The 23,738-nt window shown below is 66.6% G+C and carries 30 protein-coding genes; 20 read left to right on the plus strand and 10 right to left on the minus strand.

Going from position 1 to position 23,738, the window contains the following annotated elements; all coding sequences use genetic code 11:
- Window positions 1–5 precede the first annotated feature (5 nt).
- The 3 genes from QRN25_RS00495 (at window position 6) to QRN25_RS00505 (ending at window position 2,472) form a co-directional block, all read left to right on the plus strand.
- A complete protein-coding gene (locus QRN25_RS00495) occupies window positions 6–305 on the plus strand; it encodes a hypothetical protein (RefSeq protein WP_271180851.1) in 300 nt (99 codons plus the stop codon).
- 9 nt (window positions 306–314) lie between these two features.
- Window positions 315–1,574 carry a diaminopimelate decarboxylase gene (gene lysA / locus QRN25_RS00500; RefSeq protein WP_285016755.1) on the plus strand — a complete coding sequence of 420 codons (1,260 nt, stop codon included), beginning with the start codon at window positions 315–317 and terminating at the stop codon, window positions 1,572–1,574.
- 121 nt (window positions 1,575–1,695) lie between these two features.
- The gene (locus QRN25_RS00505; RefSeq protein WP_285016756.1) at window positions 1,696–2,472 is read left to right on the plus strand and encodes a precorrin-2 dehydrogenase/sirohydrochlorin ferrochelatase family protein; all 777 of its coding nucleotides are present in this window, start codon (window positions 1,696–1,698) and stop codon (window positions 2,470–2,472) included.
- A 236-nt stretch (window positions 2,473–2,708) separates the two neighbouring features.
- Here the strand turns inward: QRN25_RS00505 and ruvX are convergent, their stop codons facing one another.
- From ruvX to pyrE, 6 genes are read right to left on the minus strand one after another with little or no spacing between them, the layout of a single operon-like run.
- Window positions 2,709–3,200 carry a Holliday junction resolvase RuvX gene (gene ruvX, locus QRN25_RS00510; protein ID WP_036529458.1) on the minus strand — a complete coding sequence of 164 codons (492 nt, stop codon included), beginning with the start codon at window positions 3,198–3,200 and terminating at the stop codon, window positions 2,709–2,711.
- Window positions 3,176–4,297, minus strand: a complete 1,122-nt coding sequence (locus QRN25_RS00515; RefSeq protein ID WP_285016759.1) for a DUF3089 domain-containing protein — start codon at window positions 4,295–4,297, stop codon at window positions 3,176–3,178. Before QRN25_RS00515 ends, ruvX begins: the two co-directional genes overlap by 25 nt.
- Before the next feature lie 6 nt (window positions 4,298–4,303).
- Window positions 4,304–5,224, minus strand: a complete 921-nt coding sequence (lepB, locus tag QRN25_RS00520; protein ID WP_008831547.1) for a signal peptidase I — start codon at window positions 5,222–5,224, stop codon at window positions 4,304–4,306.
- Between the two features lie 19 nt (window positions 5,225–5,243).
- Complete coding sequence (gene acpS / locus QRN25_RS00525) at window positions 5,244–5,648, minus strand: holo-ACP synthase (RefSeq protein WP_069708861.1); 405 nt, start codon at window positions 5,646–5,648, stop codon at window positions 5,244–5,246.
- 25 nt (window positions 5,649–5,673) lie between these two features.
- Window positions 5,674–6,414 (minus strand): pyridoxine 5'-phosphate synthase, encoded by a 741-nt coding sequence (locus QRN25_RS00530; RefSeq protein ID WP_285016763.1) that lies wholly within the window; start codon window positions 6,412–6,414, stop codon window positions 5,674–5,676.
- Between the two features lie 21 nt (window positions 6,415–6,435).
- A complete protein-coding gene (gene pyrE / locus QRN25_RS00535) occupies window positions 6,436–7,017 on the minus strand; it encodes an orotate phosphoribosyltransferase (protein ID WP_008831550.1) in 582 nt (193 codons plus the stop codon).
- Window positions 7,018–7,227: 210 nt separating this feature from the next.
- On the opposite strand from pyrE, the gene coxB reads away from it, so the two are divergent.
- The 15 genes from coxB to QRN25_RS00605 all read left to right on the plus strand — a co-directional run bounded on the left by coxB (window position 7,228) and on the right by QRN25_RS00605 (window position 19,075).
- A complete protein-coding gene (gene coxB / locus QRN25_RS00540) occupies window positions 7,228–8,280 on the plus strand; it encodes a cytochrome c oxidase subunit II (protein WP_502910395.1) in 1,053 nt (350 codons plus the stop codon).
- A gap of 29 nt (window positions 8,281–8,309) precedes the next feature.
- Window positions 8,310–9,992, plus strand: coding sequence for a cytochrome c oxidase subunit I (ctaD, locus tag QRN25_RS00545; RefSeq protein ID WP_008831552.1), 1,683 nt, complete (start codon window positions 8,310–8,312; stop codon window positions 9,990–9,992).
- Window positions 9,993–10,104: 112 nt separating this feature from the next.
- Window positions 10,105–11,031 carry a heme o synthase gene (locus QRN25_RS00550; RefSeq protein WP_285016766.1) on the plus strand — a complete coding sequence of 309 codons (927 nt, stop codon included), beginning with the start codon at window positions 10,105–10,107 and terminating at the stop codon, window positions 11,029–11,031.
- Between the two features lie 9 nt (window positions 11,032–11,040).
- Window positions 11,041–11,154, plus strand: coding sequence for a cytochrome c oxidase system small membrane protein (locus QRN25_RS26430; protein WP_502910396.1), 114 nt, complete (start codon window positions 11,041–11,043; stop codon window positions 11,152–11,154).
- Window positions 11,154–11,741: a cytochrome c oxidase assembly protein gene (locus tag QRN25_RS00555; RefSeq protein ID WP_285016767.1), complete on the plus strand. Its 588-nt coding sequence runs from the start codon at window positions 11,154–11,156 to the stop codon at window positions 11,739–11,741. Before QRN25_RS26430 ends, QRN25_RS00555 begins: the two co-directional genes overlap by 1 nt.
- Before the next feature lie 82 nt (window positions 11,742–11,823).
- Entirely contained in the window at window positions 11,824–12,645 is an 822-nt protein-coding gene (locus QRN25_RS00560; protein ID WP_008831555.1) for a cytochrome c oxidase subunit 3, read from the plus strand.
- A gap of 88 nt (window positions 12,646–12,733) precedes the next feature.
- Window positions 12,734–13,288 (plus strand): SURF1 family cytochrome oxidase biogenesis protein, encoded by a 555-nt coding sequence (locus tag QRN25_RS00565; protein WP_285016769.1) that lies wholly within the window; start codon window positions 12,734–12,736, stop codon window positions 13,286–13,288.
- Window positions 13,289–13,540: 252 nt separating this feature from the next.
- Complete coding sequence (thrC, locus tag QRN25_RS00570; RefSeq protein ID WP_285016770.1) at window positions 13,541–14,944, plus strand: threonine synthase; 1,404 nt, start codon at window positions 13,541–13,543, stop codon at window positions 14,942–14,944.
- Window positions 14,944–15,831, plus strand: coding sequence for a class I SAM-dependent methyltransferase (locus QRN25_RS00575; RefSeq protein WP_285016771.1), 888 nt, complete (start codon window positions 14,944–14,946; stop codon window positions 15,829–15,831). The genes thrC and QRN25_RS00575 overlap by 1 nt, the downstream gene beginning before the upstream one ends.
- A 134-nt stretch (window positions 15,832–15,965) precedes the next feature.
- Entirely contained in the window at window positions 15,966–16,337 is a 372-nt protein-coding gene (locus tag QRN25_RS00580; RefSeq protein WP_008830633.1) for a dihydroneopterin aldolase, read from the plus strand.
- Entirely contained in the window at window positions 16,334–16,693 is a 360-nt protein-coding gene (locus QRN25_RS00585) for a Rossmann fold domain-containing protein (protein WP_008830634.1), read from the plus strand. The genes QRN25_RS00580 and QRN25_RS00585 overlap by 4 nt, the downstream gene beginning before the upstream one ends.
- Window positions 16,690–17,709, plus strand: a complete 1,020-nt coding sequence (moaA, locus tag QRN25_RS00590; RefSeq protein WP_285016774.1) for a GTP 3',8-cyclase MoaA — start codon at window positions 16,690–16,692, stop codon at window positions 17,707–17,709. The genes QRN25_RS00585 and moaA overlap by 4 nt, the downstream gene beginning before the upstream one ends.
- Window position 17,710: 1 nt before the next feature.
- Window positions 17,711–17,965, plus strand: coding sequence for a MoaD/ThiS family protein (locus tag QRN25_RS00595; protein ID WP_285016775.1), 255 nt, complete (start codon window positions 17,711–17,713; stop codon window positions 17,963–17,965).
- Between the two features lies 1 nt (window position 17,966).
- Entirely contained in the window at window positions 17,967–18,410 is a 444-nt protein-coding gene (locus QRN25_RS00600; protein ID WP_285016777.1) for a molybdenum cofactor biosynthesis protein MoaE, read from the plus strand.
- Window positions 18,411–18,643: 233 nt separating this feature from the next.
- A complete protein-coding gene (locus QRN25_RS00605; RefSeq protein WP_285016779.1) occupies window positions 18,644–19,075 on the plus strand; it encodes a hypothetical protein in 432 nt (143 codons plus the stop codon).
- A 109-nt stretch (window positions 19,076–19,184) separates the two neighbouring features.
- Here QRN25_RS00605 and QRN25_RS00610 read toward each other — a convergent pair whose 3' ends face one another.
- The 4 genes from QRN25_RS00610 to QRN25_RS00625 form a co-directional block, all read right to left on the minus strand.
- Entirely contained in the window at window positions 19,185–19,838 is a 654-nt protein-coding gene (locus QRN25_RS00610; RefSeq protein WP_036529502.1) for an HPP family protein, read from the minus strand.
- A gap of 70 nt (window positions 19,839–19,908) precedes the next feature.
- On the minus strand, window positions 19,909–20,241 hold the full coding sequence (locus QRN25_RS00615; protein ID WP_285016782.1) for a hypothetical protein: 333 nt from the start codon (window positions 20,239–20,241) through the stop codon (window positions 19,909–19,911).
- Between the two features lie 304 nt (window positions 20,242–20,545).
- Window positions 20,546–21,124 (minus strand): nitroreductase family protein, encoded by a 579-nt coding sequence (locus QRN25_RS00620; protein WP_285016784.1) that lies wholly within the window; start codon window positions 21,122–21,124, stop codon window positions 20,546–20,548.
- A gap of 84 nt (window positions 21,125–21,208) precedes the next feature.
- Window positions 21,209–21,907 carry a pirin family protein gene (locus QRN25_RS00625; RefSeq protein WP_008830642.1) on the minus strand — a complete coding sequence of 233 codons (699 nt, stop codon included), beginning with the start codon at window positions 21,905–21,907 and terminating at the stop codon, window positions 21,209–21,211.
- A 115-nt stretch (window positions 21,908–22,022) separates the two neighbouring features.
- Between QRN25_RS00625 and QRN25_RS00630 the strand changes: the two genes are divergently transcribed.
- Both QRN25_RS00630 and ygfZ read left to right on the plus strand, forming a co-directional pair.
- A complete protein-coding gene (locus tag QRN25_RS00630) occupies window positions 22,023–22,937 on the plus strand; it encodes a LysR family transcriptional regulator (RefSeq protein WP_285016786.1) in 915 nt (304 codons plus the stop codon).
- A gap of 40 nt (window positions 22,938–22,977) precedes the next feature.
- A complete protein-coding gene (ygfZ, locus tag QRN25_RS00635; RefSeq protein WP_008830644.1) occupies window positions 22,978–23,727 on the plus strand; it encodes a CAF17-like 4Fe-4S cluster assembly/insertion protein YgfZ in 750 nt (249 codons plus the stop codon).
- Window positions 23,728–23,738 lie beyond the last annotated feature (11 nt).

Consider the following 23,738-nt stretch of genomic DNA (forward strand, 5'->3'; position numbering starts at 1 on the left):
GGTTGATGAAGAAGGCCCCAGGGTATTCGGTTGGCGTCGTTCTGGTGCTCCTCAGCCTGGCCGCGTGCGGGCAGAAGTCGGCGCTCGGCCTGAAACCGGGGCAGCAGATGCCGCCTGCGCCTTACGGCCGCGCGGACAAACCGGCGGCCTCGGAACTTCTGACCACGCCGACCATCGCTATCCCCGAGCGCAGCGTCGAGCTGCGGACCCGCTCCGAGGAACGTCAGGACGACCCGTTCGACCTGCCGCCGCCCGAAGCCCCGCAGCCCGACCCGACTACAGCCGCATCCGGCCAGCCCGAGTAAGAAAATTCCATGGATCATTTTGCAATCACAGACGGCGCGATGAACGCCGAACAGGTGCCGCTGGCCGATATCGCCCGCAAAGTCGGCACCCCGGTCTACGTTTATTCGCGCGCCACACTCTCGCGCCACGCCAGGGTCTTCCGCGAGGCGCTCTCCGCGCTGCCCAGCATCCACATCGCCTTCGCGGTGAAGTCCAACCCGAACCTCGCCGTCCTGCGCCTGCTGGCCAAGGAAGGCTACGGCGCGGACGTCGTATCCGAAGGCGAGATGAACCGCGCGCTGGCGGCGGGCATGAAGGCCGGGGACGTGGTGTTCTCCGGCGTTGGCAAGACGCGCGCCGAACTGGCCGCTGCCGTTCGCGCCGGGATCGGCCAGTTCAATCTCGAGAGTGAGGAAGAGGGCGTCGAACTCTCCGAGATCGCTGCGGAACTGGGCGCCAGGGCCACCTGCACCCTGCGCGTCAATCCGGACGTTGACGCACGCACGCACGCCAAGATCTCGACCGGCAAGGCCGAGAACAAGTTCGGCGTCGCTTACGACCGCGCGGCAGGGATCTACGAACGTCTCTCGGCGCTGCCGGGGCTGGAGATGCGCGGCCTTGCCGTCCACATCGGCAGCCAGATCAGCGACCTCGAACCCTCGCGCCAGGCGTTCATCAAGATGGGTGCGCTGATGGAGACGCTGCGTTCGCAGGGCCTGACCGTCACCCACATGGATCTCGGCGGCGGTCTCGGCGTGCCTTACAAGGCGACCGACGATCTGCCGACGCCTGCAGACTACGGCCGCATGGTGGCCGAGGTCGCCGGGGATTGGGGCGTCACCCTGATGTTCGAGCCGGGCCGCGTCATCACCGGCAATTCGGGCGTGCTCGTGACCGAAGTGGTGCGCGTCAAGCAGGGCACGACGAATCCGTGGATCGTCGTCGATGCGGCGATGAACGACCTCGCCCGCCCGGCGATGTACGATGCCTGGCACGACTTCGCGGCCGTGCACCCCTCGGGCGAGATGATGACCGCGAACATCGTCGGCCCCATCTGCGAAAGCTCCGACACGTTCGCCATGGCGCGCGAAATCGACGTGGTTAAGGCGGGCGACCTCGGCGTGTTCCGCACCGCCGGTGCCTATGGCGCGACGATGGCGAACACCTACAACAGCCGCGCGCTGGTGCCCGAGGTTATGGTCGATGGCGACAAGTGGGCGCTTGTCGCCAACCGCATCGAACCTGCCACGATCCTCGCCGCCGAGCAGGTTCCGGCCTGGCTGGACTGAAGGACAAAGGCCCACCCCCAACCCCTCCCGCTCATCCTGAGCTTATCGAAGGGGGGAGGGGAGCGAGACTTGGCAATTTATCGCCTAGTCGCAGCGGGGTGGGCGGGCTACGCCTGACAGCATGATCGAAGCGCTTCCCCTTTTTCACCGCATTGCCGGGCGCCCGGTCGTCGTGCTGGGGCAGGGGGAGGCGGCCACAGCCAAGCGTCGGCTGGTCGAGCGCGCGGGGGGCGTGGTCCACACCGACATTTCCGAAGGCGCGGCGGCCGGCGCAAGGCTGGCTTTTATCGTCCATGAGGAGGACGCGCAGGCTGAGGCGGACGTCGCGGGGGCTCGCCGCGCGGGAATGCTGGTGAACGCCACCGACCGTCCGGCCTTGTGCGATTTCACTGTGCCTTCGATCCTCGACCGTTCGCCGGTGCTGATCGCGGTGGGGACCGGAGGCGCTTCGGCGGGTCTTGCCAAGCAGCTGCGGCTGCGGCTGGAAGCGCTGCTGCCGCAATCGCTGGGGGTGCTGGCGGGCGCCTTGCAGGCCGCGCGTGGCCGCTTACGCGAACGCTTCCCCGAAGCAGGCGACCGCCGCCGTGCGCTGGATGCGGCGCTGACGGCGGGCGGAATGCTCGATCCGCTTGTCGCGAGCAGCGCTGAGCGAGTCGACGGCTGGTTGCAGGACGCCATCGCCGATGAGGGCGAGCTTGTGGAAATCACCCTTGGCAGCGATGATCCCGACGACCTGACGCTGCGCCAGGCCCGTCTGCTGGGCGCTGCCGATGTCGTCATCCACGATCCGCGCGTGGCGCCAGCCATCCTCGACCGCGCTCGCGCTGACGCACAGCGGCATGTGCTGCAAGACACCGCGCCGCGCGCGGGACTGACGGTGGTGCTGACGCTGGGTTGAGGTGGCGGGGTTTCGGCAGGGTCAGGCGGAGCGGAAGGTCCGGCTTGGGTGGGGAACTGCCATATATCCTCCCTGTCGCGCAGCGATGGGGAGGTGGCAGCCCGCAGGGCTGACGGAGGGGTTTTCCCCTCCACCACCGACTGCGTCGGCGGTCCCCCTCCCCATCGCTGCGCGACAGGGAGGATCAGGCGAGGACCGCAGTTAGGGCGCCTACGGCAATTCTGTCCAACGCCCCTCTAGAACAGCCCGCCAGCCAGCGCATCGACGGCGCCTTGCAGGATCACTGCCGCCGCTGCCGAATCGATACGGGTGGCGCGCTTGGCGCGGCTCATGTCCTGTTCGATGAGGCCGCGCTCGGCGCTGGAGGTGGACCAGCGTTCGTCCCACAGCAGGATCGGCAAACCCAGCACCGACAGGTTGCGGGCATAGGCGCGGCTCGATTGCGCGCGCGGGCCTTCGGAGCCGTCCATGTTCAGCGGCAACCCGATGACGATGCCCTTGACCGAGCGTTCGCGGATCAGGTCTTCCATCAGCGCCTTGTCGGCGCCGAACTTGCCGCGCTTGATCGTCTTGCCGGGCGAGGCGATACGCCAGCCGGCATCGCAGAACGCGGTGCCGATGGTCTGGGTGCCGAGGTCGAGGCCGAGCAGCGCGCCCTTGTTCGGCAGGGCCTCGCGGAACTCCAGCGCGCTGGTGGTCGGAGTCACTTTTGCTGCTTCGCCAGCCACGCTTGGGTGCGCCTTTCGAAATCGGCCCTGAGGTTCGCCCAGAACAGGGTCACGTCATAGAGGTGATAGTTGTTGCCCGGCAGCACATAGGCCCCGAGGTCGAGCTTGGGCGGCGGGCCGATGTGGAGGAAGTGGTCGGGGCTGCAAGTCGCGGGAACGACCTGCGCGGCCATGTTTCCGCTCCGCGCCTTGAAGTCGGGCACGAGGGTGCCGAGGTTCGCCTCGGCCCCTGCGGCGCTGCCGGGCACGCCCGTCAGCGGATTGGTGCACAGGAACGCGCTGCCCGCCACCGACTTCGCGTCGAGCCCGGTGCGCCGTGCATAGGCCTTGAGCAGCATCGCGGTATCCGCCGGGTCGGCGACCGAAAGCCAACTGACGATGCAGCCGGGCTCGTCCGCGCGCTCGCAGGCGGGGACGCCCATCTTCGGCAGGTCATGCTCCAGCGAGACCGGCCAGCCGATCACCCATGCCCCGACGAGGCGCTGCGCCAGCGGCGTCCCGGCGATGCGGTCGCGCATCAGGCGGCGCAGCAGGAACGCGCCCTGGCTATGGCCCGCCAGCGCGATCGGCTGGTCCGGCCTCAGGTTGCGCGTGAATATCTCGAATGAGGCGAGCACGTCGGCGTAGGCAAGGTCGATCGCCTGCGCGGCTTCGGGCTTTGCGGTCAGGAAGGTCCCGACGGCGGCCTGCCGGTAGCGCGGCGCCCAGACTTCGCCCTCGTTGAACGGGCTGGCCATGCCCTGGACGAAGAGGTTCGCGCGGTCGCGGCTGACTGTGTCGTCCAGCGCGGCGTTCCAGGCGTCACGTGCGATGTAGCTGGTGGGGTGGACGAAGAAGACCGCGACCGGGAGTTTTGTCTTGGGGGCCTCGATGCCGGGAGGGAGCCACGAGGAGGGATCGTCCTTCAGGCCCGGCCGCGCGACCCACATCGTCGGGTTGTTCCACGATTCGGGCGGCAGCGCCTGCTGTTCCGCAAAGGAAACGTTGGGCACGAAGGCCATCTCGGTCAGGTCCTCGGACCAGAACCACAGGGCCAGCATCAGCGCCAGCACCGCTACCGTCAGTCCCGCGATGACGTAGAGGAACTTGCGCGCCATGCCCGGTCAGTACGCCTTGGCGGGATCGACGCGCGGGCGCAGGCTGGTGAAGGCCCGTCCGTCGCGCATGGAACTCCACCAGGTCAGCGGGTTCCAGCTTTGCGAGCCATCGAGCGAGAAGGTGATGAACTCCGCCCGTCCGCCGATGTCGGACAGCGGCACCGGACCGCCGAGGCCGCCGTCGGGCTGGCCCTGCCAATTGGTGGTGAACGGCGCGCGGCTGTCCGCCGAACGGTCACGGTCGTCACCCATCAGGAAGACGTGGCCTGCGGGGATCGTGACCTCGGGATAGTTGTCGAGGCTCTGCGTGACATAGTCGATCACCTGATAGCTGGCCCCGTTGGGCAACGTCTCGCGGTAGGTCGGCAGTTCGTAGACCTCGCGGCCGGAGGGCAGGCGGGTGCGGTATTGCTCGAAGCCGTCGTAGCAGTGGCCCGGCTCCTGCCCTTCGCAGGTCAGCTTGTCGTCGGCGGGGATCTGCACCGGCGGCTCGATCTCGCGCGGGATGAACTTGCCGTTGAGGCGGATGCGGCCGTCGATCACGGCGATGCGGTCTCCCGGACGGGCGACGACGCGCTTGATGAGGTCGGCCTTGCGATTGCCGGGCACGACGATGACGATGTCGCCATAGGCGGGCGTGGAGCCGAGGATGCGCGTGGTCGAGCGCGGCAGCAGGTGGAAGCTCAGCGACGACCAGTTCCAGCCGTAGGGATACTTCGACACCACTAGCCGGTCCCCCACCAGCAGCCCCGGCATCATCGAGATCGAGGGGATGTAGAACGGCTTGGCCACCAGGGAGTGGAATGCCAGCACGCCCAGCAGCATGAGGAAGAGGCCGCGTAGCTCCTGCCACCAGTTGGTGGTGCGGGGCTGCCTTGCCGGCTTGGCCTGTTCGAGGGAGTCTGGCCGGGCGGTCTGTTCGGTCATGCGGGGGGAAACTCGGCGATTAGGAGAGAGGGCGCGCTTCGATGATCACGAAGGCCTGCGCCCATGGGTGGTCGTCCGTGAGTGTCAGGTGAACCACGGCTTCATGGCCTGCGGGGATCATGGAATCCAGCCGTTCCTTCGCGCCGCCGGTCAGCGCCAGCGTCGGCGCGCCGGAGGGAGCGTTGACGACGCCGATGTCCTTCATGAACACGCCCGCCTTGAACCCGGTTCCGACCGCCTTGGAAAACGCCTCCTTGGCGGCGAAGCGCTTGGCCAGCGTGCCCGCGATGGTGTGCGGGCGGCGGGCGGCCTTGGCGCGCTCCACCTCGGTGAAGACGCGACCCAGAAAGCGGTCGCCGTAGCGTTCGAGCGAATTGGCGATTCGCTCGATGTTGCACAGGTCCGAGCCGAGACCGATGATCATGCCCGGGCTCCCGCTTGCTTCGTCATCACCGCACCTCGTCCATCAGCGCGCGCATCTTCTTCACGCTGGCTTCCAGCCCGATGAAGATCGCCTCGCCGATGAGGTAGTGTCCGATGTTGAGTTCCGCCAGTTGCGGAATTGCCGCGATGGGCTGGACGTTCTCGTAAGTCAGGCCATGCCCGGCGTGGGGCTCGATGCCGTTCTTGGCCGCAAGCGCCGACATGTCGACGATCCGGCGCAATTCGTGCGCGACCTGCTCGCCCTCGGCATGGGCATATTCGCCGGTGTGGAACTCCACCACCGGAGCGCCGAGTTTCATCGCCGCTTCGATCTGGCGCGGCTCGGGGGCGATGAACAGGCTGACGCGAATTCCCGCGTCAGACAGACGTGCGACGATCGGCGCGAGGCGGTTGTGCTGGCCTGCCGCGTCGAGACCGCCCTCGGTGGTGCGCTCCTCGCGCCGTTCGGGCACGATGCAGGCGGCATGGGGGCGGTGGCGGAGAGCGATCTCCAGCATCTCGTCGGTGGCGGCCATCTCCAGGTTGATGGGCAGGCCGGTCGCCTCCGCGACGCGGAAGAGGTCGTCGTCGCGGATGTGGCGGCGATCCTCGCGCAAGTGGACGGTGATGCCGTCGCCCCCGGCGCGCGCCACGATCTGCGCGGCGCGGGCCGGGTCCGGATGCTCGCCGCCGCGCGCGTTACGGATCGTCGCGACATGGTCGATGTTGACGCCGAGACGCAGGCGGGCGGGCTTGAGCACGTTCATGGGATCATCCGATAACAAGAATTACTGGGCGCGGCTGCCGGGCTTTACCGCCTGCGAGGAGGCGAGTTCGGGCGGCAGTTCGTCGGGCGCGTAAGTCGGGAAGTTCAGCGCCACGAGCGGGAAGAACGGCACGCCCAGATCCACCGATCCGGCCGAGCGATCGACCAGCGAAGCCGCCGCGATCACGGTGCCGCCGGCTTCCTCGATGGCCTTGATGGCCTCGCGGCTGGACAGGCCGGTGGTGACCACGTCCTCGACCATCAGCACCTTGTCGCCCGGTTCCAGCGAGAAGCCGCGGCGCAGTTCGAACGTGCCGGTGGGGCGCTCGACGAACATCGCGTCGACCTGGAGGGCGCGGCCCATCTCCTGGCCGATGATGACGCCGCCCATCGCGGGCGAGACGACCTTGGTGATCTGCTTGCGGATGTCGTGCGGCAGCTTGGATGCGATCGCTACGGCAAGACGCGCGGCGCGGTCGGGGTTCATCAGCACGCGGGCGCACTGAAGATAGTACGCGCTGTGGCGGCCGGACGACAGCAGGAAGTGTCCTTCCAGCAGCGCCTTGCAGGCGCGGAATTCGGCGAGGACCTCTTCTTCGAGCATTTGCAACTATACCTCTGGAGCGTTTTTCGAGTGTTCGCGCACAGTTCGTCTGGCGCTTGCGGCAAAAATTCCCCTAGAGGCGCTTGAGACGGGCGGCAAGGCCGCGTATAGCCCGGCCCAAAGGGGGCGAAAAACGCCGCCATGACAGGGGTGCGCTTGAAGTCGTTGATACGGCACGGGCGTTCGAAGGAAGTGGAAGCGCAAAAAACCATGACATTGGGCAAGATTTCCATTGGTGCAGGAAGGGTTCGCAGAGCCCTTGGACTATCCTTTAACGGGGCTCTCGCCAGCGTGCTGACGTTCGCCGCGCCTGCAATGGCGCAGGACGCCGCCGCTCCTTCCGCCGGAAGTTATACCCCGATGAAGCCGACGCCGGGCATCGGCATGCCGGTCGACGGCGGTATCAACCTCCAGCAGCAGTTCTCGCCTACGGGTGAATACGGCGAATGGCTGCACCACGGCCTGCTGTGGATCTGCCTCATCATCTCGCTGTTCGTGCTGGCGCTGCTGGCGATCGTCATCGTGCGCTTCAACCGCCGCGCCAATCCGGTGCCGTCGAAGACCAGCCACAACACCGTGCTCGAAGTGGTGTGGACGCTGGCGCCGGTGCTGATCCTGATCGGCATCGCGGTGCCCTCGATCGACCTCATCGCCAAGCAGTACAAGCCCGCGCCCAAGACCGCGCTGACCGTCAAGGTCACCGGCAACCAGTGGTTCTGGACGTATGGCTACCCGGACAACGGCGACTTCGAGGTGATCTCGAACATGCTGAACATCCCCGGCCAGCCGACCGTCAATAACGGTGTCCGCGAAGTCGGCTCCAAGCCCTGGGACGGCCCGTCGCACCTCGAGGTGGACAACCGCATGGTCGTGCCGGTCGGCGAACCGATCCGCCTGCAGATCACCGCCACCGACGTGATCCACTCGTTCGCGGTGCCCTCGCTGTGGTTCAAGCTGGACGCGGTGCCGGGCCGCATCAACGAGAAGGTTCTCTTCATCGAGAAGCCGGGCGTCTATTACGGCCAGTGCTCCGAACTGTGCGGCGCCAAGCACGGCTACATGCCGATCGCGGTCGAGGCGCTGCCGCGTGATAAGTATAATGCCTGGGTCCTGACCCATGCCGGCGCGGAGATCGACGGGCAGAAGAAGCCTGCGGCCGCCGCCGAAGCCGCTGCGGCTCCTGCCGCCGCTCCCGCCCCAGGTTCTTCTGAAGCTCCTGCTTCCGAAGCGCCTGCCGGCGAAGCGACCGCCGAAGCCGAATAATAGCGATACGAGAGGACAGGGTCCCCACCATGGCAACCACCGCTGACCACTTCCAGGCTCACCCGGAAGACCACGGCCATCACGCCGAACACAAGCCCGCGTTCTTCGCGCGCTGGTTCATGTCGACCAACCACAAGGACATCGGCACGATGTACTTGATCTTCGCGATCTTCGCGGGGATCATCGGCGGTGCCTTCTCGGGCATGATGCGCGTCGAGCTGAACGAGCCGGGCATCCAGTACCTCGACACCTTCGCGCGCTGGTTCGGCGCGGTGAACCCGGACTTCAACACCACGCTGCACACCTGGAACGTGCTGATCACCGCGCACGGCCTCATCATGGTGTTCTTCATGGTGATGCCCGCGATCATCGGCGGCTTCGGCAACTGGTTCGTGCCGATCATGATCGGCGCGCCGGACATGGCGTTCCCGCGCATGAACAACATCTCTTTCTGGCTGACGGTGGCGGGCTTCTGCTCGCTGCTGTGCTCCGCCTTCGTGCCGGGCGGCACGGGCAACGGCGCGGGCACCGGCTGGACGGTCTATGCCCCGCTCTCGACCAGCGGTTCGCCCGGGCCCGCAGTGGACTTCGGCATCTTCGCGCTGCACCTTGCCGGTGCCGGCTCGATCATGGGCGCGATTAACTTCATCACCACGATCTTCAACATGCGCGCGCCGGGGATGACCATCCACAAGATGCCGCTGTTCGTGTGGTCGGTGCTGGTGACCGCGTTCCTGCTGCTGCTCTCGCTGCCGGTCCTTGCCGCCGCGATCACCATGCTGCTGACCGATCGCAACTTCGGCACCACCTTCTTCGACGCTTCGGGCGGCGGTGATCCGGTGCTCTACCAGCACCTGTTCTGGTTCTTCGGCCACCCCGAAGTCTACATCATGATCCTGCCGGGCTTCGGCATCATCTCGCAGATCATCTCGACCTTCTCGAAGAAGCCGGTGTTCGGCTACCTCGGCATGGCTTACGCGATGGTCGCGATCGGCGTGGTCGGCTTCATCGTGTGGGCGCACCACATGTACGCCACCGGCCTTTCGGTGAACACCAAGATGTACTTCACCGCCGCCACCATGGTCATCGCGGTGCCGACCGGCGTGAAGATCTTCTCGTGGATCGCCACGATGTGGGGCGGTTCGGTGGAGTTCAAGTCGCCGATGGTATGGGCGATGGGCTTCATCTTCCTGTTCACCGTGGGCGGCGTCACCGGCGTCTACCTCGCCAACGGCGGTATCGACGACGTCGTGCACGACACCTACTTCGTCGTCGCGCACTTCCACTACGTGCTGTCGCTGGGTGCGGTGACCGCGCTCTTCGCAGGGTTCTACTACTGGTTCCCGAAGATGAGCGGCCGCATGCACTCGGAGTTCCTGTCCCACGTCCACTTCTGGATCTTCTTCGTGGGCGTGAACATGATCTTCTTCCCGATGCACTTCCTGGGCCTGCAGGGCATGCCGCGCCGCTATCCGGACTACGCGGAAGCCTATACCCACTGGAACCACATCGCGACCGTGGGCTACATGGTTATGGCCTTCAGCCTCGTGATCTGGTTCATCAACATCATCTACGCCTTCACCGCCGGTAAGAAGGTGGGTGACAACTACTGGGGCGAAGGCGCGACCACGCTTGAGTGGACGCTCTCCAGCCCGCCGCCGTACCACCAGTTCGAGACCCTTCCGGTCATCGGCGAGACGGTGCACCACTGATCCCCTGCGGCCGCCCCGGACCTTTCCGGGGCGGCCGCTAACCTTCACCGGATGGGGCTGAGACGTTCTGGCACTCGCCTGAATCGGTCCCCGGGTGTATGGGCGGCCCATCATGACCCCCACGAATTCGATTCCTGCCGCCAACGCGGCCCCTGCGGATTGGCGCGACCTGATCGCGCTGACCAAGCCGCGCGTGATGAGCCTGGTGATCTTCACCGGCCTGTGCGGCCTGCTCGCCGCGCCTGAAAGCATCCACCCCGTCCTCGGCTTTACCGCGATCCTGTGCATCGCCATGGGCGCAGGCGGCGCCGCCGCGCTCAACCAGTGGTGGGAAGCGGACATCGACGCCGGGATGAAGCGCACCGCCAAGCGCCCGCTGCCGCAGGGACGGCTCGATCGCACCACCGCGCGCGACTTTGCCGGTATCCTGTGCGCGGCATCGGTGTTCCTGATGGGCTTCGCGATCAGCTGGCTGGCTGCCGCGATCCTTGCGATCTCGATCGTCTACTACGCCGTGATCTACACGATCTGGCTGAAGCCCCGCACGCCGCAGAACATCGTCATCGGCGGCGGCGCGGGCGCGTTTCCGCCGCTGATCGGTTGGATCGCCGCGACCGGCCACATCTCGACGATGCCGGTCGTACTCTTCGCGATCATCTTCTTCTGGACGCCGCCGCACTTCTGGGCGCTCGCGCTTTTCGTGAAGACCGAATACGCCAAGGTCGGCATCCCGATGATGCCGGTCGTCGCGGGCGAACGTTCGACCCGCCGCCAGATCCTCGCTTACGCCGTGCTGCTGCTGCCGCTCAGCGCGCTGCCATGGTGGCTGCCGGGCAAGGAGCACGCGGGCGCGATCTACGGCGTTTCGGCGCTGGCGCTCTCCACGGTGTTCCTCGCCCTCTCGATCCGCGTTGGACTGCGCACGCGCAGCGGCGATGACGATGCCATGAAGCCCGAGAAGCAGCTGTTCGCCTACTCGGTGCTCTACCTTTTCGCCCTGTTCGCCGCGCTCGTGGTCGATCGCTACATTCCGCTTTGAGGACGTTCCATGACCGAGAAGACCATCGAACAGATCCGCCGCAGCCGTAACCGCGCCCTCGGCCTCAGCCTCGCGGCCTTCGTGGTGCTGGTGTTCTTCATCTCGATCGTGAAGATGGGCTGATGGCGGGGAAGGGCGAACCCCGCTCCAACCGTAAGGTCGCGCTGACGGCCGCTTCGGCGGCGCTGACGATGCTCGGCCTGGGGTTCGCGTCGGTGCCGCTCTACCGCATCTTCTGTCAGGTGACCGGCTACGGCGGCACCACCCAGCGCGCCGACGAGGCCAAGGCGGCCACCGTCAAGGACAGCGGCAGGACGATATCGATCCGCTTCGACGCCAATGTCGAGCGCAACATGCCCTGGCAGTTCAAGCCGCTGCAGCGCACCGACACGGTCTCGATCGGCGCCCGCGACATGGCGCTGTTCTGGGCCAAGAACGACAGCGACAAGACCGTCACCGGCACCGCCAGCTTCAACGTCGAGCCCGAACAGGCCGCGCGCTACTTCAACAAGATCCAGTGCTTCTGCTTCACCGAGCAGACGCTGAAGCCCGGCGAGGAAGTGCGCATGCCGGTGCTCTATTACGTCGATCCGGCGATCCTGACCGACCCGGACAACAAGGACGTGCAGCAGATCACGCTGAGCTATACCTTCCACGTCACGCGGGTGGAGGACGCAAAGGCACTGGACCATCCGCGCACGGGCAGTTAAGCGAAGTACCAAGAACCGTCGGCCATGATAAAACAGGGCGGCAGACGGCACACGAGATTGGATGAACGGGGACGAAGGCACCATGGCAGGTACGAAGAACCACGATTACCACATTCTTCCGCCCGACATCGCGCCTCTGGCGACGACCATCGGCGCCTTCACCTTCACCACCGGCATGGTGCTGTTCATGCACAAGATGCCCGGCGGCCATTTCGTGCCCTGGGCCGGGCTCGCGATCCTGCTGGCCTCGATGTTCATGTGGTTCTCCAAGATCGTCAACGAGGCGCACGCGGGCGATCACACGCCCGTCGTCCAGCTGCACCAGCGCTACGGCATGATCCTGTTCATCGCTTCGGAAGTGATGTTCTTCGTCGGCTGGTTCTGGGCCTTCTTCGACTTCTCGCTGTTCCCCTCCGAACTGGCGGACGTCATCGGCGGGCAGTGGCCGCCCAAGGCGATCGAGGCGGTCATGGACCCCTTCGCCCTGCCGCTGCTCAACACGCTGATCCTGCTGTGCTCGGGCACTACCGTCACCTGGGCGCACCACTCGCTGATCCACGGCGATCGTGAAGGGCTCAAGAAGGGCCTGTGGGCGACGATCCTGCTCGGCGCGCTGTTCTCGTGCATTCAGGCCTACGAGTACATGCATGCCCCGTTCGGCTTCGGCGGCAACACCTACAGCTCGGCCTTCTACATGGCGACCGGCTTCCACGGCTTCCACGTGATCGTCGGCACGATCATGCTGATCGTCTGCCTCAAGCGCACCTACAACGGCGACTTCACGCCCCGCCAGCACTTCGGCTTCGAAGCGGCGGCATGGTACTGGCACTTCGTCGACGTGGTGTGGCTGTTCCTCTTCGTCGCGGTCTACATCTGGGGCGGCTGGGGCTATCCCACGCATTAATTGGCCCACGCACTGATCGAACAGATCGTTCATTCCGAAAAGGCAGCCGAAGACCGCTTCGGCTGCCTTTTTCGCATCAGGACCTGACATGCGCCGAATCCCCGTCTTCGCGACCCTCATCGTCCTTGCCGCCGTGGCGGTGATGATCGCGATGGGCTTTTGGCAACTGCGCCGCCTCCATGAAAAGGAAGCGCTGCTGGCCCACTACGCCGCCGCGCAGAAGAACCCCGCGCCCGTCGAGTGGACATCCCGAGGCATCGGCAAGGACCTGCTCTATCGCCGCGCCCATCTCGTCTGCGCGGGCGTAGGCGACCGCAGCAGCATCGCCGGAAGCAACGCCAAAGGGGAGCCCGGCGTGGCCCAGACCGCCGAATGCACGCTGCCGGGCGGTGGCAGGGCGCTGGTGGTGATGGGATGGTCGCTCCAGCCCAACGCTGGAGCATGGCAGGGCGGAGACGTCACCGGCATGATCGCCCCCGGCCCGCGCCTCGTTGCGATGCCTGCGGTCGGCGGGCTGAAGGAAAACGCGATCCCTGATCCGGCGGACTTGCCGAACAACCACTTGTCGTATGCGGGGCAGTGGTTCTTCTTTGCGGTTACGGCTTTGGTTATCTACTTTCTGGCGCTCAGGAAGAGGAAGTAGGAAGTCCTGGGGCCCCCCATATACCTTTGGCGCCCCAGACCCCCATACCGTCGTCGTCGGGCGCGCAGCAGCCTCAGCCACACATTGCGCCGCAGGCTATTTGTCTCCCGGCTCACCGTGGGCGCGGGAGGAGGCTGCGCGCGTCACCTCGACGGTTAAGGGGTCTGGGGCGATGGCCCCAGATTCATTTCTTTCCTTCTTCACACCCTTCACGCCCTTTTCATTTCCCGCCTTCAAGGCTAACCGCGCCCGATGGACTATATCAGCACCCGCGGCAGCGCTCCGGCGCTTGATTTCGAAGGCGCGACGCTTGCCGGCCTCGCATCGGATGGTGGCCTTTACGTTCCGCGTGAGTGGCCGCGTTTCTCGGCCGAGGAAATCGCGAGCTGGGCGGGGCTTCCTTATGCCGAGTTGGCCGCAAAGGTCATGGCGCCGTTCGTCGCGGGCAGCCTCACCGAAGAGCGCCTGCTGGAGCTGACCACGGCAGCTTACGGCCGTTTCGCGCATGACGGCGTAACGCCGCTCAAGCAGCTCGATTCGCAGCAGTGGTTGCTTGAGCTGTTCCACGGCCCGACGCTGGCGTTCAAGGACGTGGCGCTGCAGTTGCTGGGCCTGTTGTTCGAGGAGTTCCTTGGCCGTTCGGATCGCAACCTGACGATCGTGGGTGCGACCTCGGGCGATACCGGGTCTGCGGCGATTGACGCGGTTGCGGGGCGTGCGAAGGTGGACATCTTCATGCTCCACCCCAAGGGCCGCGTTTCGGACGTGCAGCGCCGCCAGATGACGACGGTGCTGGCGCCCAACGTGCACAACATCGCGCTGGAGCACGCCAACTTCGACGACGCGCAGGCGATCGTGAAGCGCGTGTTCAATGACAAGGGTATGACCGACCGCTTCGCCATCGGCGCGGTGAACTCGATCAACTGGGCGCGCCTGATGGCGCAGGTCGTGTACTACTTCGCGGCCGGGCTGCAGCTTGGCGCGCCGCATCGCAAGGTGGCGTTCTCGGTGCCGACGGGCAACTTCGGCGACGTTTTCGCGGGCTATGTGGCGGCGCAGATGGGTCTGCCGGTCGAGAGGCTGATCGTCGCGACCAACGTGAACGACATCCTTCACCGCGCGCTGGCCGAGGGCGATTACTCGCAGGGGACGGTGACGCCGACCGCTGCGCCGTCGATGGACATTCAGGTGTCCTCGAATTTCGAGCGCCTGCTGTTCGACCTCGGGGGGCGCGACGGCAAGGCTCTGGCCGAGCAGATGGCCGGGTTCGAATCGACGAAGGCGATGCAACTGACCAACGCGCAGCGTGAGGGCGCCTCGGCGCTGTTCTCGTCGGCCCGTGCCGATGCCGACGAGATGGCCTCGACCATCCGCTGGGCCTACGAGGCGACCGGCGAACTGATCGACCCGCACACCGCCTGCGGTCTTTTCGCCGCGCGCACGGCGGGCATCGACGCGAGCGTGCCGGTCGTCACGCTGGCGACCGCGCACCCTGCCAAGTTCCCCGAGGCGGTCGAGCGCGCCACCGGCCAGCGTCCGACCCTGCCGACCCGCGTGGGCGACCTGTTCGAGCGTGAGGAAAAGTACGAAACGCTGCCCGGCACCTTCGAGGCCGTGACCGAATTCGTGGCGGCGCACGCCAGCCCGAAAGTCTGATGGCTGAGCTTGTCACAGACCCGCTGATCCTCGCCGGAGAGGGTTGGGCGGATTACGGCCTCGTCGATTCGGGCCACGGACGCAAGCTGGAGCGCTACGGCGACTACCGCTTCGTGCGCCCCGAACCGCAGGCGATGTGGACTCCGCGGAGCGAGCATTGGGACGCCCATGGCGAGTTCGTGCCCGGTTCCGACGAGGACGGCGGTGGGCGTTGGCAGTTTGACAAGCCCGTGCCCCGCGACGGCTGGCCGCTGGCGTGGAACGAAGTTTCGTTCACCGCGCAGTGCACCCCGTTCCGTCATCTCGGCTTCTTCCCGGACATGGCGCCAGTTTGGGACTGGATGCGCGGGATGCTGGCCGGGCGCACCGATGCCAGCACGATGAACCTGTTCGGCTATACCGGCGTCGGTACGCTGGCACTCTCCGCGCACGGCCCGGTGACACATGTGGATGCGTCCAAGAAGTCCGTCGCACAGGCGCGCGAGAACGCCGCTCTGGCGGGGCTGCAGGACCGCCCGGTGCGCTGGATGATCGACGACGCGGCCAAGTTCGCCGCGCGCGAAGTTCGGCGTGAGAAGCGCTACGACGGCATCATCCTCGACCCGCCCAAGTTCGGGCGCGGCCCCACCGGCGAGACCTGGCGTCTGGAAGAGCACCTTCCGGGGCTTCTCGCCGATTGCCGCAAGCTGCTCGATGCTGACAGCCGGTTCCTGTTCCTGACGGTCTATGCGGTGCGCATGTCCTCGCTGGCGCTGGCCGGGCTGATGGACGAGCTGTTCGCCGGACTTCCCGGGAAGATCGAGCATGGCGACCTGTCGGTGCGGGAAGACGGTGAGGGGCGGTTGCTGCCGACCGCGATCTTCGCGCGCTGGTCCAATCCCGAGTAGCCCCAATCACTTTCGTCATTGCGAGCGTAGCGAAGCAATCCAGCGCGGTTTGTGCTGCCCTGGATTGCTTCGCTACGCTCGCAATGACGAAATGTTTTCGTTGCGAGCGATGATATCCTAAAGGCGCCCACATCATGGCCGATTCGCTGATCCTTGAAGTTGCCGATTTCGAGCAGGATGTCCTCACCGGCATCTACTCGGAGGAAACCGGCAAGCCGCAGCCCCTGCGTTTCACCATCACGGTGAAGCTGCGGCCTGCGGACCACTACGCCCCTGACACGCCGCTGACGGCGAGCAAGAACTACATGGACCTCAAGTTCGCGGCGTCGGAAGCGCTGCCACAGGGTGTCCACTTCAAGCTGATCGAGGCGGTCGCCGACCACGTCTGTGAGACGCTGTTCCTGCAGGACGAGCGGGTCGAGGCGGTGACGGTGAAGATCGTCAAGCTGGCGCTCACCGAGGTCAACGAACTGATCGGCATGACCCTGACGCGGGAACGTCGTTGAACGAGTTGCTCCATCTCGGGCCGCTGTCGGACGACGCGCTCGAGGCTGCGGCCGATTTCCATGCCCGCCTGCTGCCCGGGATCGAGGCGACGCTGTCGGGCGGCGCCGATCCGCTGACGCTGGTTTTCCTGCCCGCGAATCACGAGCATCGCGCCTGGCGCCTTGCCGCCGTGCAGGGCCTTGCCCGCCGCTTCGCACCTTCGCGGGTCAATGCCGTCGAGAGCGACGCCGGAGCAGGTGGGCGGGAGGCTGTGGCAGCGGCGCAACGCTGGCTTGACGGTGCAGGCGGTGTGACGGGACAATTACTACCGCTCAATGGCAAGGGCGCGGGCGGAGTGCTATATCCGTCCGAATGAGCACGCCGCAGCCCCTCGTCGACCAGTTCCAGCGCAGGATCACCTACCTGCGCCTGTCGGTGACCGACCGCTGCGACTTGCGCTGCGCCTACTGCATGCCGGAGCGGATGACGTTCCTTCCCAAGAAGGACGTGCTGACGCTCGACGAGATGCACGACCTTGCCCTCGGCTTCATCGCACGCGGTATCACCAAATTGCGGCTGACCGGCGGCGAACCGCTGGTCCGGCGCGACATGATCGACCTCGTCCGGGCGCTCGGCCGCCGGATCGGCGCGGCTGACGGGCAGGGTGGGCTGGAAGAGCTGACCCTCACCACCAACGGCACCCGCCTTGCCGAATTCGCCGACGATCTGCGCGCGGCGGGGGTGCGACGGATCAACGTTTCGCTCGATACCCTCGACCGCGAGGCTTTCGCGCGGCTGACCCGGCGCGATTCGCTGCCGCAGGTGCTGGAGGGGCTGGCGGCGGCGAAGGCGGCGGGCCTGAAGGTCAAGCTCAACACTGTGGCGCTCAAGGGCATCAACGAGCACGAGATCGCCGATATCGTCGCCTGGGCGCACGCGCAGGGCTTCGAGGCGACGCTGATCGAGGTCATGCCGCTGGGCGAAGTGGAGGAAGACCGCTTCGACCACTACTTGCCGCTCGTCGCGGTGCAGGAGGATCTGGCCCGGCGCTGGACGCTTGCGCCGAGCGGGCACCGCACCGGCGGCCCGGCGCGTTACTGGGACGTCGCGGAAACCGGCCGACGGCTCGGCCTGATCACCCCGCTGACAAACAACTTCTGCGAGGGCTGCAACCGCATCCGCGTCACCGCGACGGGGCAGCTCTATGCGTGCCTCGGCGGCAACGAGCAGGTGGACCTGCGCGCGGCGCTGCGTTCGGACGATCCGCAAGGCGCCTTGTCGGCGGCGCTGGACACGGCGATGCGGATCAAGCCTGAGCGCCATCACTTCGCGATCGACGGACGCGGCGAGGCGCCTGCGCTGGCGCGGCACATGTCGATGACGGGTGGGTGAGATGACTGCGAAACTGGTGTTCCTCGGACGGCTTGAGGAGCTGGCGGGGACGGATGGCATCAGCGTCGATGTACCGCTCGGCTGGGCCGCTCTGCTGGCGCATCTGGAGGAGCATTACACGCCCGAACTGGTCGAGACCGTCGCCGGTGTCCGGGTGAAAGTGGCGCTCAACGGCGCGCTGATCGCCGAAAAGGGCGGCGTGGTGCTGGCGGATGGCGACGAACTGGCCTTCCTGCCGCCGGTTTCGGGTGGCTGACATGTCCGACGTTCGCCTGCTGACGTCCGGCTTCGATCCGGCAGCGGAACTGAGCGCCTTCACCGCCGCGCACCCGCAAGCGGGCGGGATCGTCAGCTTCCTTGGGCAAGTGCGTGAGGGCGGGGGCTGCGAGGCGCTGGAACTGCGGCACTATGACCCGCTGACGCTGCCCGCGATGCAAGATCTGTCGACGCGCGTGCGCGGGCGCTGGGCGCTTGACGGGCTGCTGGTGATCCACCGCAGCGGGGTGATGCTCCCGGCCGAGCCGATCGTGCTTGTTGCCGCCGCTGCCCGGCACCGGCGCGATGCCTTTGCGGCGGCGGACTTCGCGATGGACCACCTCAAGAGCGAATCGTGGTTCTGGAAGCGCGAGAAGACCGGCGGCCAATGGCGCTGGATCGAACCGCGGGAGCAGGACTTCGAGGATATCGCGCGCTGGGGGTGAGATCGCGCGAGGCCGGAGTAAATAGAAACCTGCCTCGTCATTGCGAGCGCAGCGAAGCAATCCAGGGCGGTTTACGCGGCCCTGGATTGCTTCGCTGCGCTCGCAATGACGAGAGAGGGGGAGCCTTCGCATTGCTGGCCTCCCCCACTCACAATCTTCGCCGCATTTGACCCGCATCAACGAATCATGGCGCGAAGGCGCGCATATGCCGATCACCCAAGGAGATCAGCATCATGTCCCAACGTCTTACCCGGCAGCAGCTTCAGGGTCTGGCTACGGTCACGGCCGTTCCCGCCCGCACGCCAATGCATTTTGGAGTTGACCGCAGCTTCGGCCTGCCGACCGGCTTCTATGTCGCCACGGTCGCGCTCTACCTCGCCTTCATCGGTGTCATGGCCGCCACGTTCATGAACCCGGAACTGGCCATCCCGATGGTCATCTTCGCCGGGTTCGTCCTCATGGCGTTCGGGCTGGCCGGGTACTGGGTGAAGATGAAACCCCACAACGATGCCGCCGCGCCAACATGGGGCCAGCTTGCCGCACGCGGCATCGACACTCTGAACGGAAGGCTCACGGCGGGCGAAGCGGCCGTCCAGGTTCTCACGCTACCCGTGCTGATCCTGTGCTGGGGCCTGGCGGTCGCGATCATCGTCGCCTTCACCTGACGCGGGGCCTGCCTGAATCTGGTTCACCGGGCTGGGAGCCCTTCAGGCAGACTGCGTCGGAACGTTCGGGGAGTCCCACCCTTCTGGCCGGGGGGTGGGACTTTTCGCGTCAGGACGCCCGGCGTCGCAGCACCGCCTGCACGAAGGCGTCGAGATCATCGACGTCCACGTCGAGCACTTCGTCCCATTCCTCCAGCACCGCGACGACGTCCTCACGCGTGGAGACGGGAACCGGCGGGGGCGGCGCGACATGCGGCCAGGCGTGACCGGTGAAGTTGTTGTAGAGCCAGCCGAAGCTGCACAGCACCAGCACGTTGGCGCCGATCGGGATCATCAGCGTCGCGTCCCACGGCACCTGCCCGCCCGCGCCGAGCGCGCAGAGCAGGGCGCAGGCACCGCCCGGCGGATGGAGGCAGCGGGCCACCGACATCGCCGCGATGGCAAGCCCCACCGCGATGCTCCCGCCCAGCCACGGATTGCCGATCAGGTGCCCGATCGAAATGCCGATCGCGGCCGAGAGCAGGTCTCCGCCGATCACCGACCACGGCTGCGCGAGAGGGCTCGCCGGAACGCAGAACACCAGCACCGCTGAGGCGCCCAGCGGCGCGACGAGGAAGGGCAGGGCGTGGGCCTGATGGCCGCCGAGCAGGGCCCATGTCGCGAAGCCGGAAAGCGCGATCCCCAGCGCCGCGCCGATCGCGCCGCGCGCCCAGCCCAGACGGCCGAGGGCGTGGAGGCGCAGGGAATGAATGTGCCGGACCATGGCGGCGCTATGGCGCAGAGCGGTGCGGGTGACGAGCCCGGATTTGCCTCGCAATGCGATAGGCGGGCTATCAGAACTTCAGCTTGTAGCGCACCATCGCTCGGTTGCTGACTTGCCCGCTGCCCAGCGTCGCCGAATCAAGCTCGACGCCGAGCGAGGAGTTTTCGCTCAGGCCCATCTGCGCGCGGGGCAGGCCGTCCGGCGTTTCGTAAGTATCGGGAAGCGGACGCAGGCGCTCCTTTTCCGGGTTGGTCGCGCAGACGACGATTTCTCCGGGGCGGCCGACCGGGCAGCGCGGCTTGACGGCATGGAGATTGACCGTCCCGTCCTGCGGCATCTGCGCAAGGTCGAACAGCGGCGCTGCGATCGCGGGCGGTTCGGGCGGGAGGTCGGCGATCGGCATGAAGAGCAGGAGGCCATGCGATCAAGGCGATTTCAGGGCGGCGGGAAGATCGGGGCGCGATGAGACTGGATGTAAGTGAGAGTCGCCCGTCTCCCCTCATCCGTCATTGCGAGCGCAGCGAAGCAATCCAGGGCAGCATCAACCGCCGTGGATTGCTTCGCTGCGCTCGCAATGACGAAGGGTGGGTTTGATCACATGCCATCGCGTCTTGGCGGGCGAATCAAAAAGCCCGGCCCTCCGTTGGGAGGACCGGGCCGATGGGCGCCCGCACTGGAGGGGGGAGGGGGTGCGGGCGCCGAAAGGATCAGGCGAACTTGCCGGCCTTGGCGATCTCGGCCAGCGGCTTGCGGTCGCTGGCGACTTCGCGCTCCTGCAGGAAGTCGGGCAGGACCGACTTGTCACCCTGCTTGCCGATGGCGAAGGCGGCTTCGAGGCGATGGTCTTCCGGGATGCCGAGCGCGGCTTCGGCCTCGCCGAACTTCAGGCCGGTCATGCCGTGGGTGTGGTAGCCCAGCGCCTGCGCCTGGATCGCGGCGAGCACCCAGGCGGCGCCAGCGTCGAAGCTGTGGCTGTGGTTTTCGGAGTTGCCCTTGTCCGAGCGCATGAACTTGTCGGAGACGACATAGACGATCGCCGAGGCTTCCTTGGCCCAGCCGGCGTTGAAGTCGATCAGGCCCGACAGGAACAGGTCCCAGTTCGCGTCGCCCTTCTTGGCGTAGAGGAAGGTCCAGGGCTGCACGTTGTAGGCCGAGGGCGCCCAGCCACCGGCTTCGAGGATCGCGTCGAGGTCTTCCTGCGGCATCTCGCTGCCGTCGAAGGCGCGGGGGCTCCAGCGGTCGACGATGAGCTTCTCGATCTTGGGATTGGCGATACGTCCGGTCATCGAAATATGTCCTTGTCTGCTAAGGGCTTAGGGAGAGTGCGCAAGCAGGGGGGCAATCCTTTCGAATCACCCCCCTGCGCTATGTCAGGCTGCGTCCACCAGCACCAGTTCCGCGTCTTCGAGAGCGGTCACGGTGATCGTGTCGAGCCCGGTGATGGCCACGCCGTCGCGGGCATTGGCTTCCACGTCACCGACCCGGATGCGGCCGGTGGCGGGGACGAGGTAGCTGTGGCGCGCGGCGTCGGTGGCGTAAGTCACCGTGTCGCCCGCCTTCACCGTCGCGCCCAGCACGCGCGCCTCGGCGTTGATGTGGAGGGCGTCGTCGTCCCCGGCGATGCCGCTTGCCAAGGTCACGAACTGGCCCGAACGGTCCTCCTTGGGGAAGGGACGGGCGCCCCAGCTCGGCTGCTCGCCGCGGCGGTCGGGGATGATCCAGATCTGGAACAGCGTCGTCGCCTCGTCCTCGAGGTTGTACTCCGAGTGCTGGATGCCGGTGCCGGCGCTCATAACCTGGACGTCGCCCGCGCCGGTGCGGCCGGTGTTGCCCAGGCTGTCCTTGTGCGTGATCGCGCCGGTGCGGACATAAGTGACGATCTCCATGTCGCGGTGGGGGTGCGGCGGGAAGCCGGACCTGGCGGCGATGGTGTCGTCGTTCCAGACCCGCAGGCGCCCCCAGTTGGTGCGCGCCGGATCATGGTAGTCGGCGAAGGAGAAATGGTGGCGGGCATCGAGCCATCCGTGATTGGCGGCGCCGATGCTCTCGAAGGGACGCAGTTCGATCATGGGGCACTCCTTTGTATGCGTTAGGTGCCGTTAAGGCCCTGTTGAGTGCCCTGTAGCCCTTGCGTGGCTACCGTGAAATTGTGATAAACTCGGCTGAATTATTCAGGAAAGTTGAATGGTCGACGTCGTTCCGCCCAGTCTCGATCACTTGCGGTGCTTTCTGGCCGTGGTGGAAGAGGGCAGTTTCAATGCAGCCGCCAGGCGACTTGGGCGCGCGATTTCGGTGGTCAGCTACGCCATCGCCCAGCTCGAAAGCCAGCTCGACGTGCGCCTGTTCGACCGCGAAGGCTCGCGCCGTCCGCAGCTGACCGAGGCCGGTCGTGCGCTGTTGTCCGAGGCGCACGCGATCTCCGACGACGTCGACGCCCTGCTCGCCAAGGTCCGCAGTCTGCGGCAGGGGCTGGAGGCGGAGCTGTCGCTGGCGGTGGACGTGATGGTGCCGGGCAACGTGCTCGCCCGCCTGTTGCGCGACTTTCAGGTGCGTTTTCCGACGGTTCCGCTACGCCTCCACATCGAGGCGCTGGGCGCCGTGGCGGCGCTGGTGCTCGACGGGCGCGCAACGCTGGGTATCGCCGGGCCGGACATCATGGACCTTGCGGAGATCGAGCGCGAGACGATCGGCTCGGTCGAGATGGTTCCCGTCGCCGCCCCCGACCACGCCCTCGCCAAGTTCGAGCGGATCGAGCCGGGCGAGACGCGCAAGCACCTGCAACTTGTCCTGACCGACCGTTCGCCGCTGACGGAGGGGCGCGATTTCTCCGTGTTCAGCCCGCGTTCGTGGCGTCTGGCGGACCTCGGCGCCAAGCATGCGCTGCTCAAGGAGGGCATCGGCTGGGGCTCGATGCCGCGCCATGCCGTGAGGGTGGACCTCGAGGCAGGCACACTCGTGGAACTGAAGCTGCCCGAGCGGTCCGCGCTCGATTACGCGCTCGTGGCGCTTTGGCGCAAGGACAGCCGGCCCGGCCCCGCCGCCGTCTGGGTGCTCGACGAAATGCGCGAACGTCTCGCGAAATGTCCATCGACCAAGTGAGGGTCTTGCGGGGCGGTTCGGGCTACTCCACTTAGGGCGCATGACCGCTACCCGCCTGTTCGACCGCGCCGTGATCCGGCTGTCCCCGCGCCCCGATTCGAATGAGAACGTCGTCGATTTCCTGCAGGGTCTCGTGACCTCGGACGTGGCCGGAACCCTGCCGGTCTGGACGGGACTGCTGACGCCGCAGGGCAAGGCGCTGTTCGACTTCATCGTCTGGCCGGGCGGCAAGGGGCTGCTCATCGACTGCGAGGCCGAAGTTGCCGACGCGCTGGTGAAGCGCTTGTCGATGTACCGGCTGCGCAAGGCGATCGACATTGCTCGCGACGACCGGCTCGCCGTGCACTGGCGGCCGCACACGGGCGACGGCGCCGCGCCGGACCCGCGCCTCCACGCCCTTGGCGAGCGCTGGGTCGCGGTGGTCGATGCCACCGATCCGGCCGAGGAAGAGACCGGCGCAGACGCCGCCTGGCGTGCCCACCGTCTGGCGCTGCGGGTGCCTGAAGGCCGCGCGGAACTGGGCGATGGCGAAACGCTCTGGCTCGAATGCAACGCGGCGGACCTGCATGGCGTCAGCTTCACCAAGGGCTGCTACGTCGGGCAGGAGAACACCGCGCGCATGAACTGGCGCCAGAAGGTCAACCGCCGCCTCGTGGTGGTGCCGCTGGCCCGTTCGGACGAGAAGCGCCGCCGCGCCGCCTACCCCGAACTGGGGCTCGCGGTGGATCACCTGCGGGTGGAGGACATCCCGGCCGACGTCATGCCCAAGTGGATCGCCGCAGAAGCCTGAGGCAACGCACC

This window comes from Novosphingobium sp. fls2-241-R2A-195 (assembly GCF_030209485.1).
Lineage (GTDB): Bacteria > Pseudomonadota > Alphaproteobacteria > Sphingomonadales > Sphingomonadaceae > Novosphingobium > Novosphingobium resinovorum.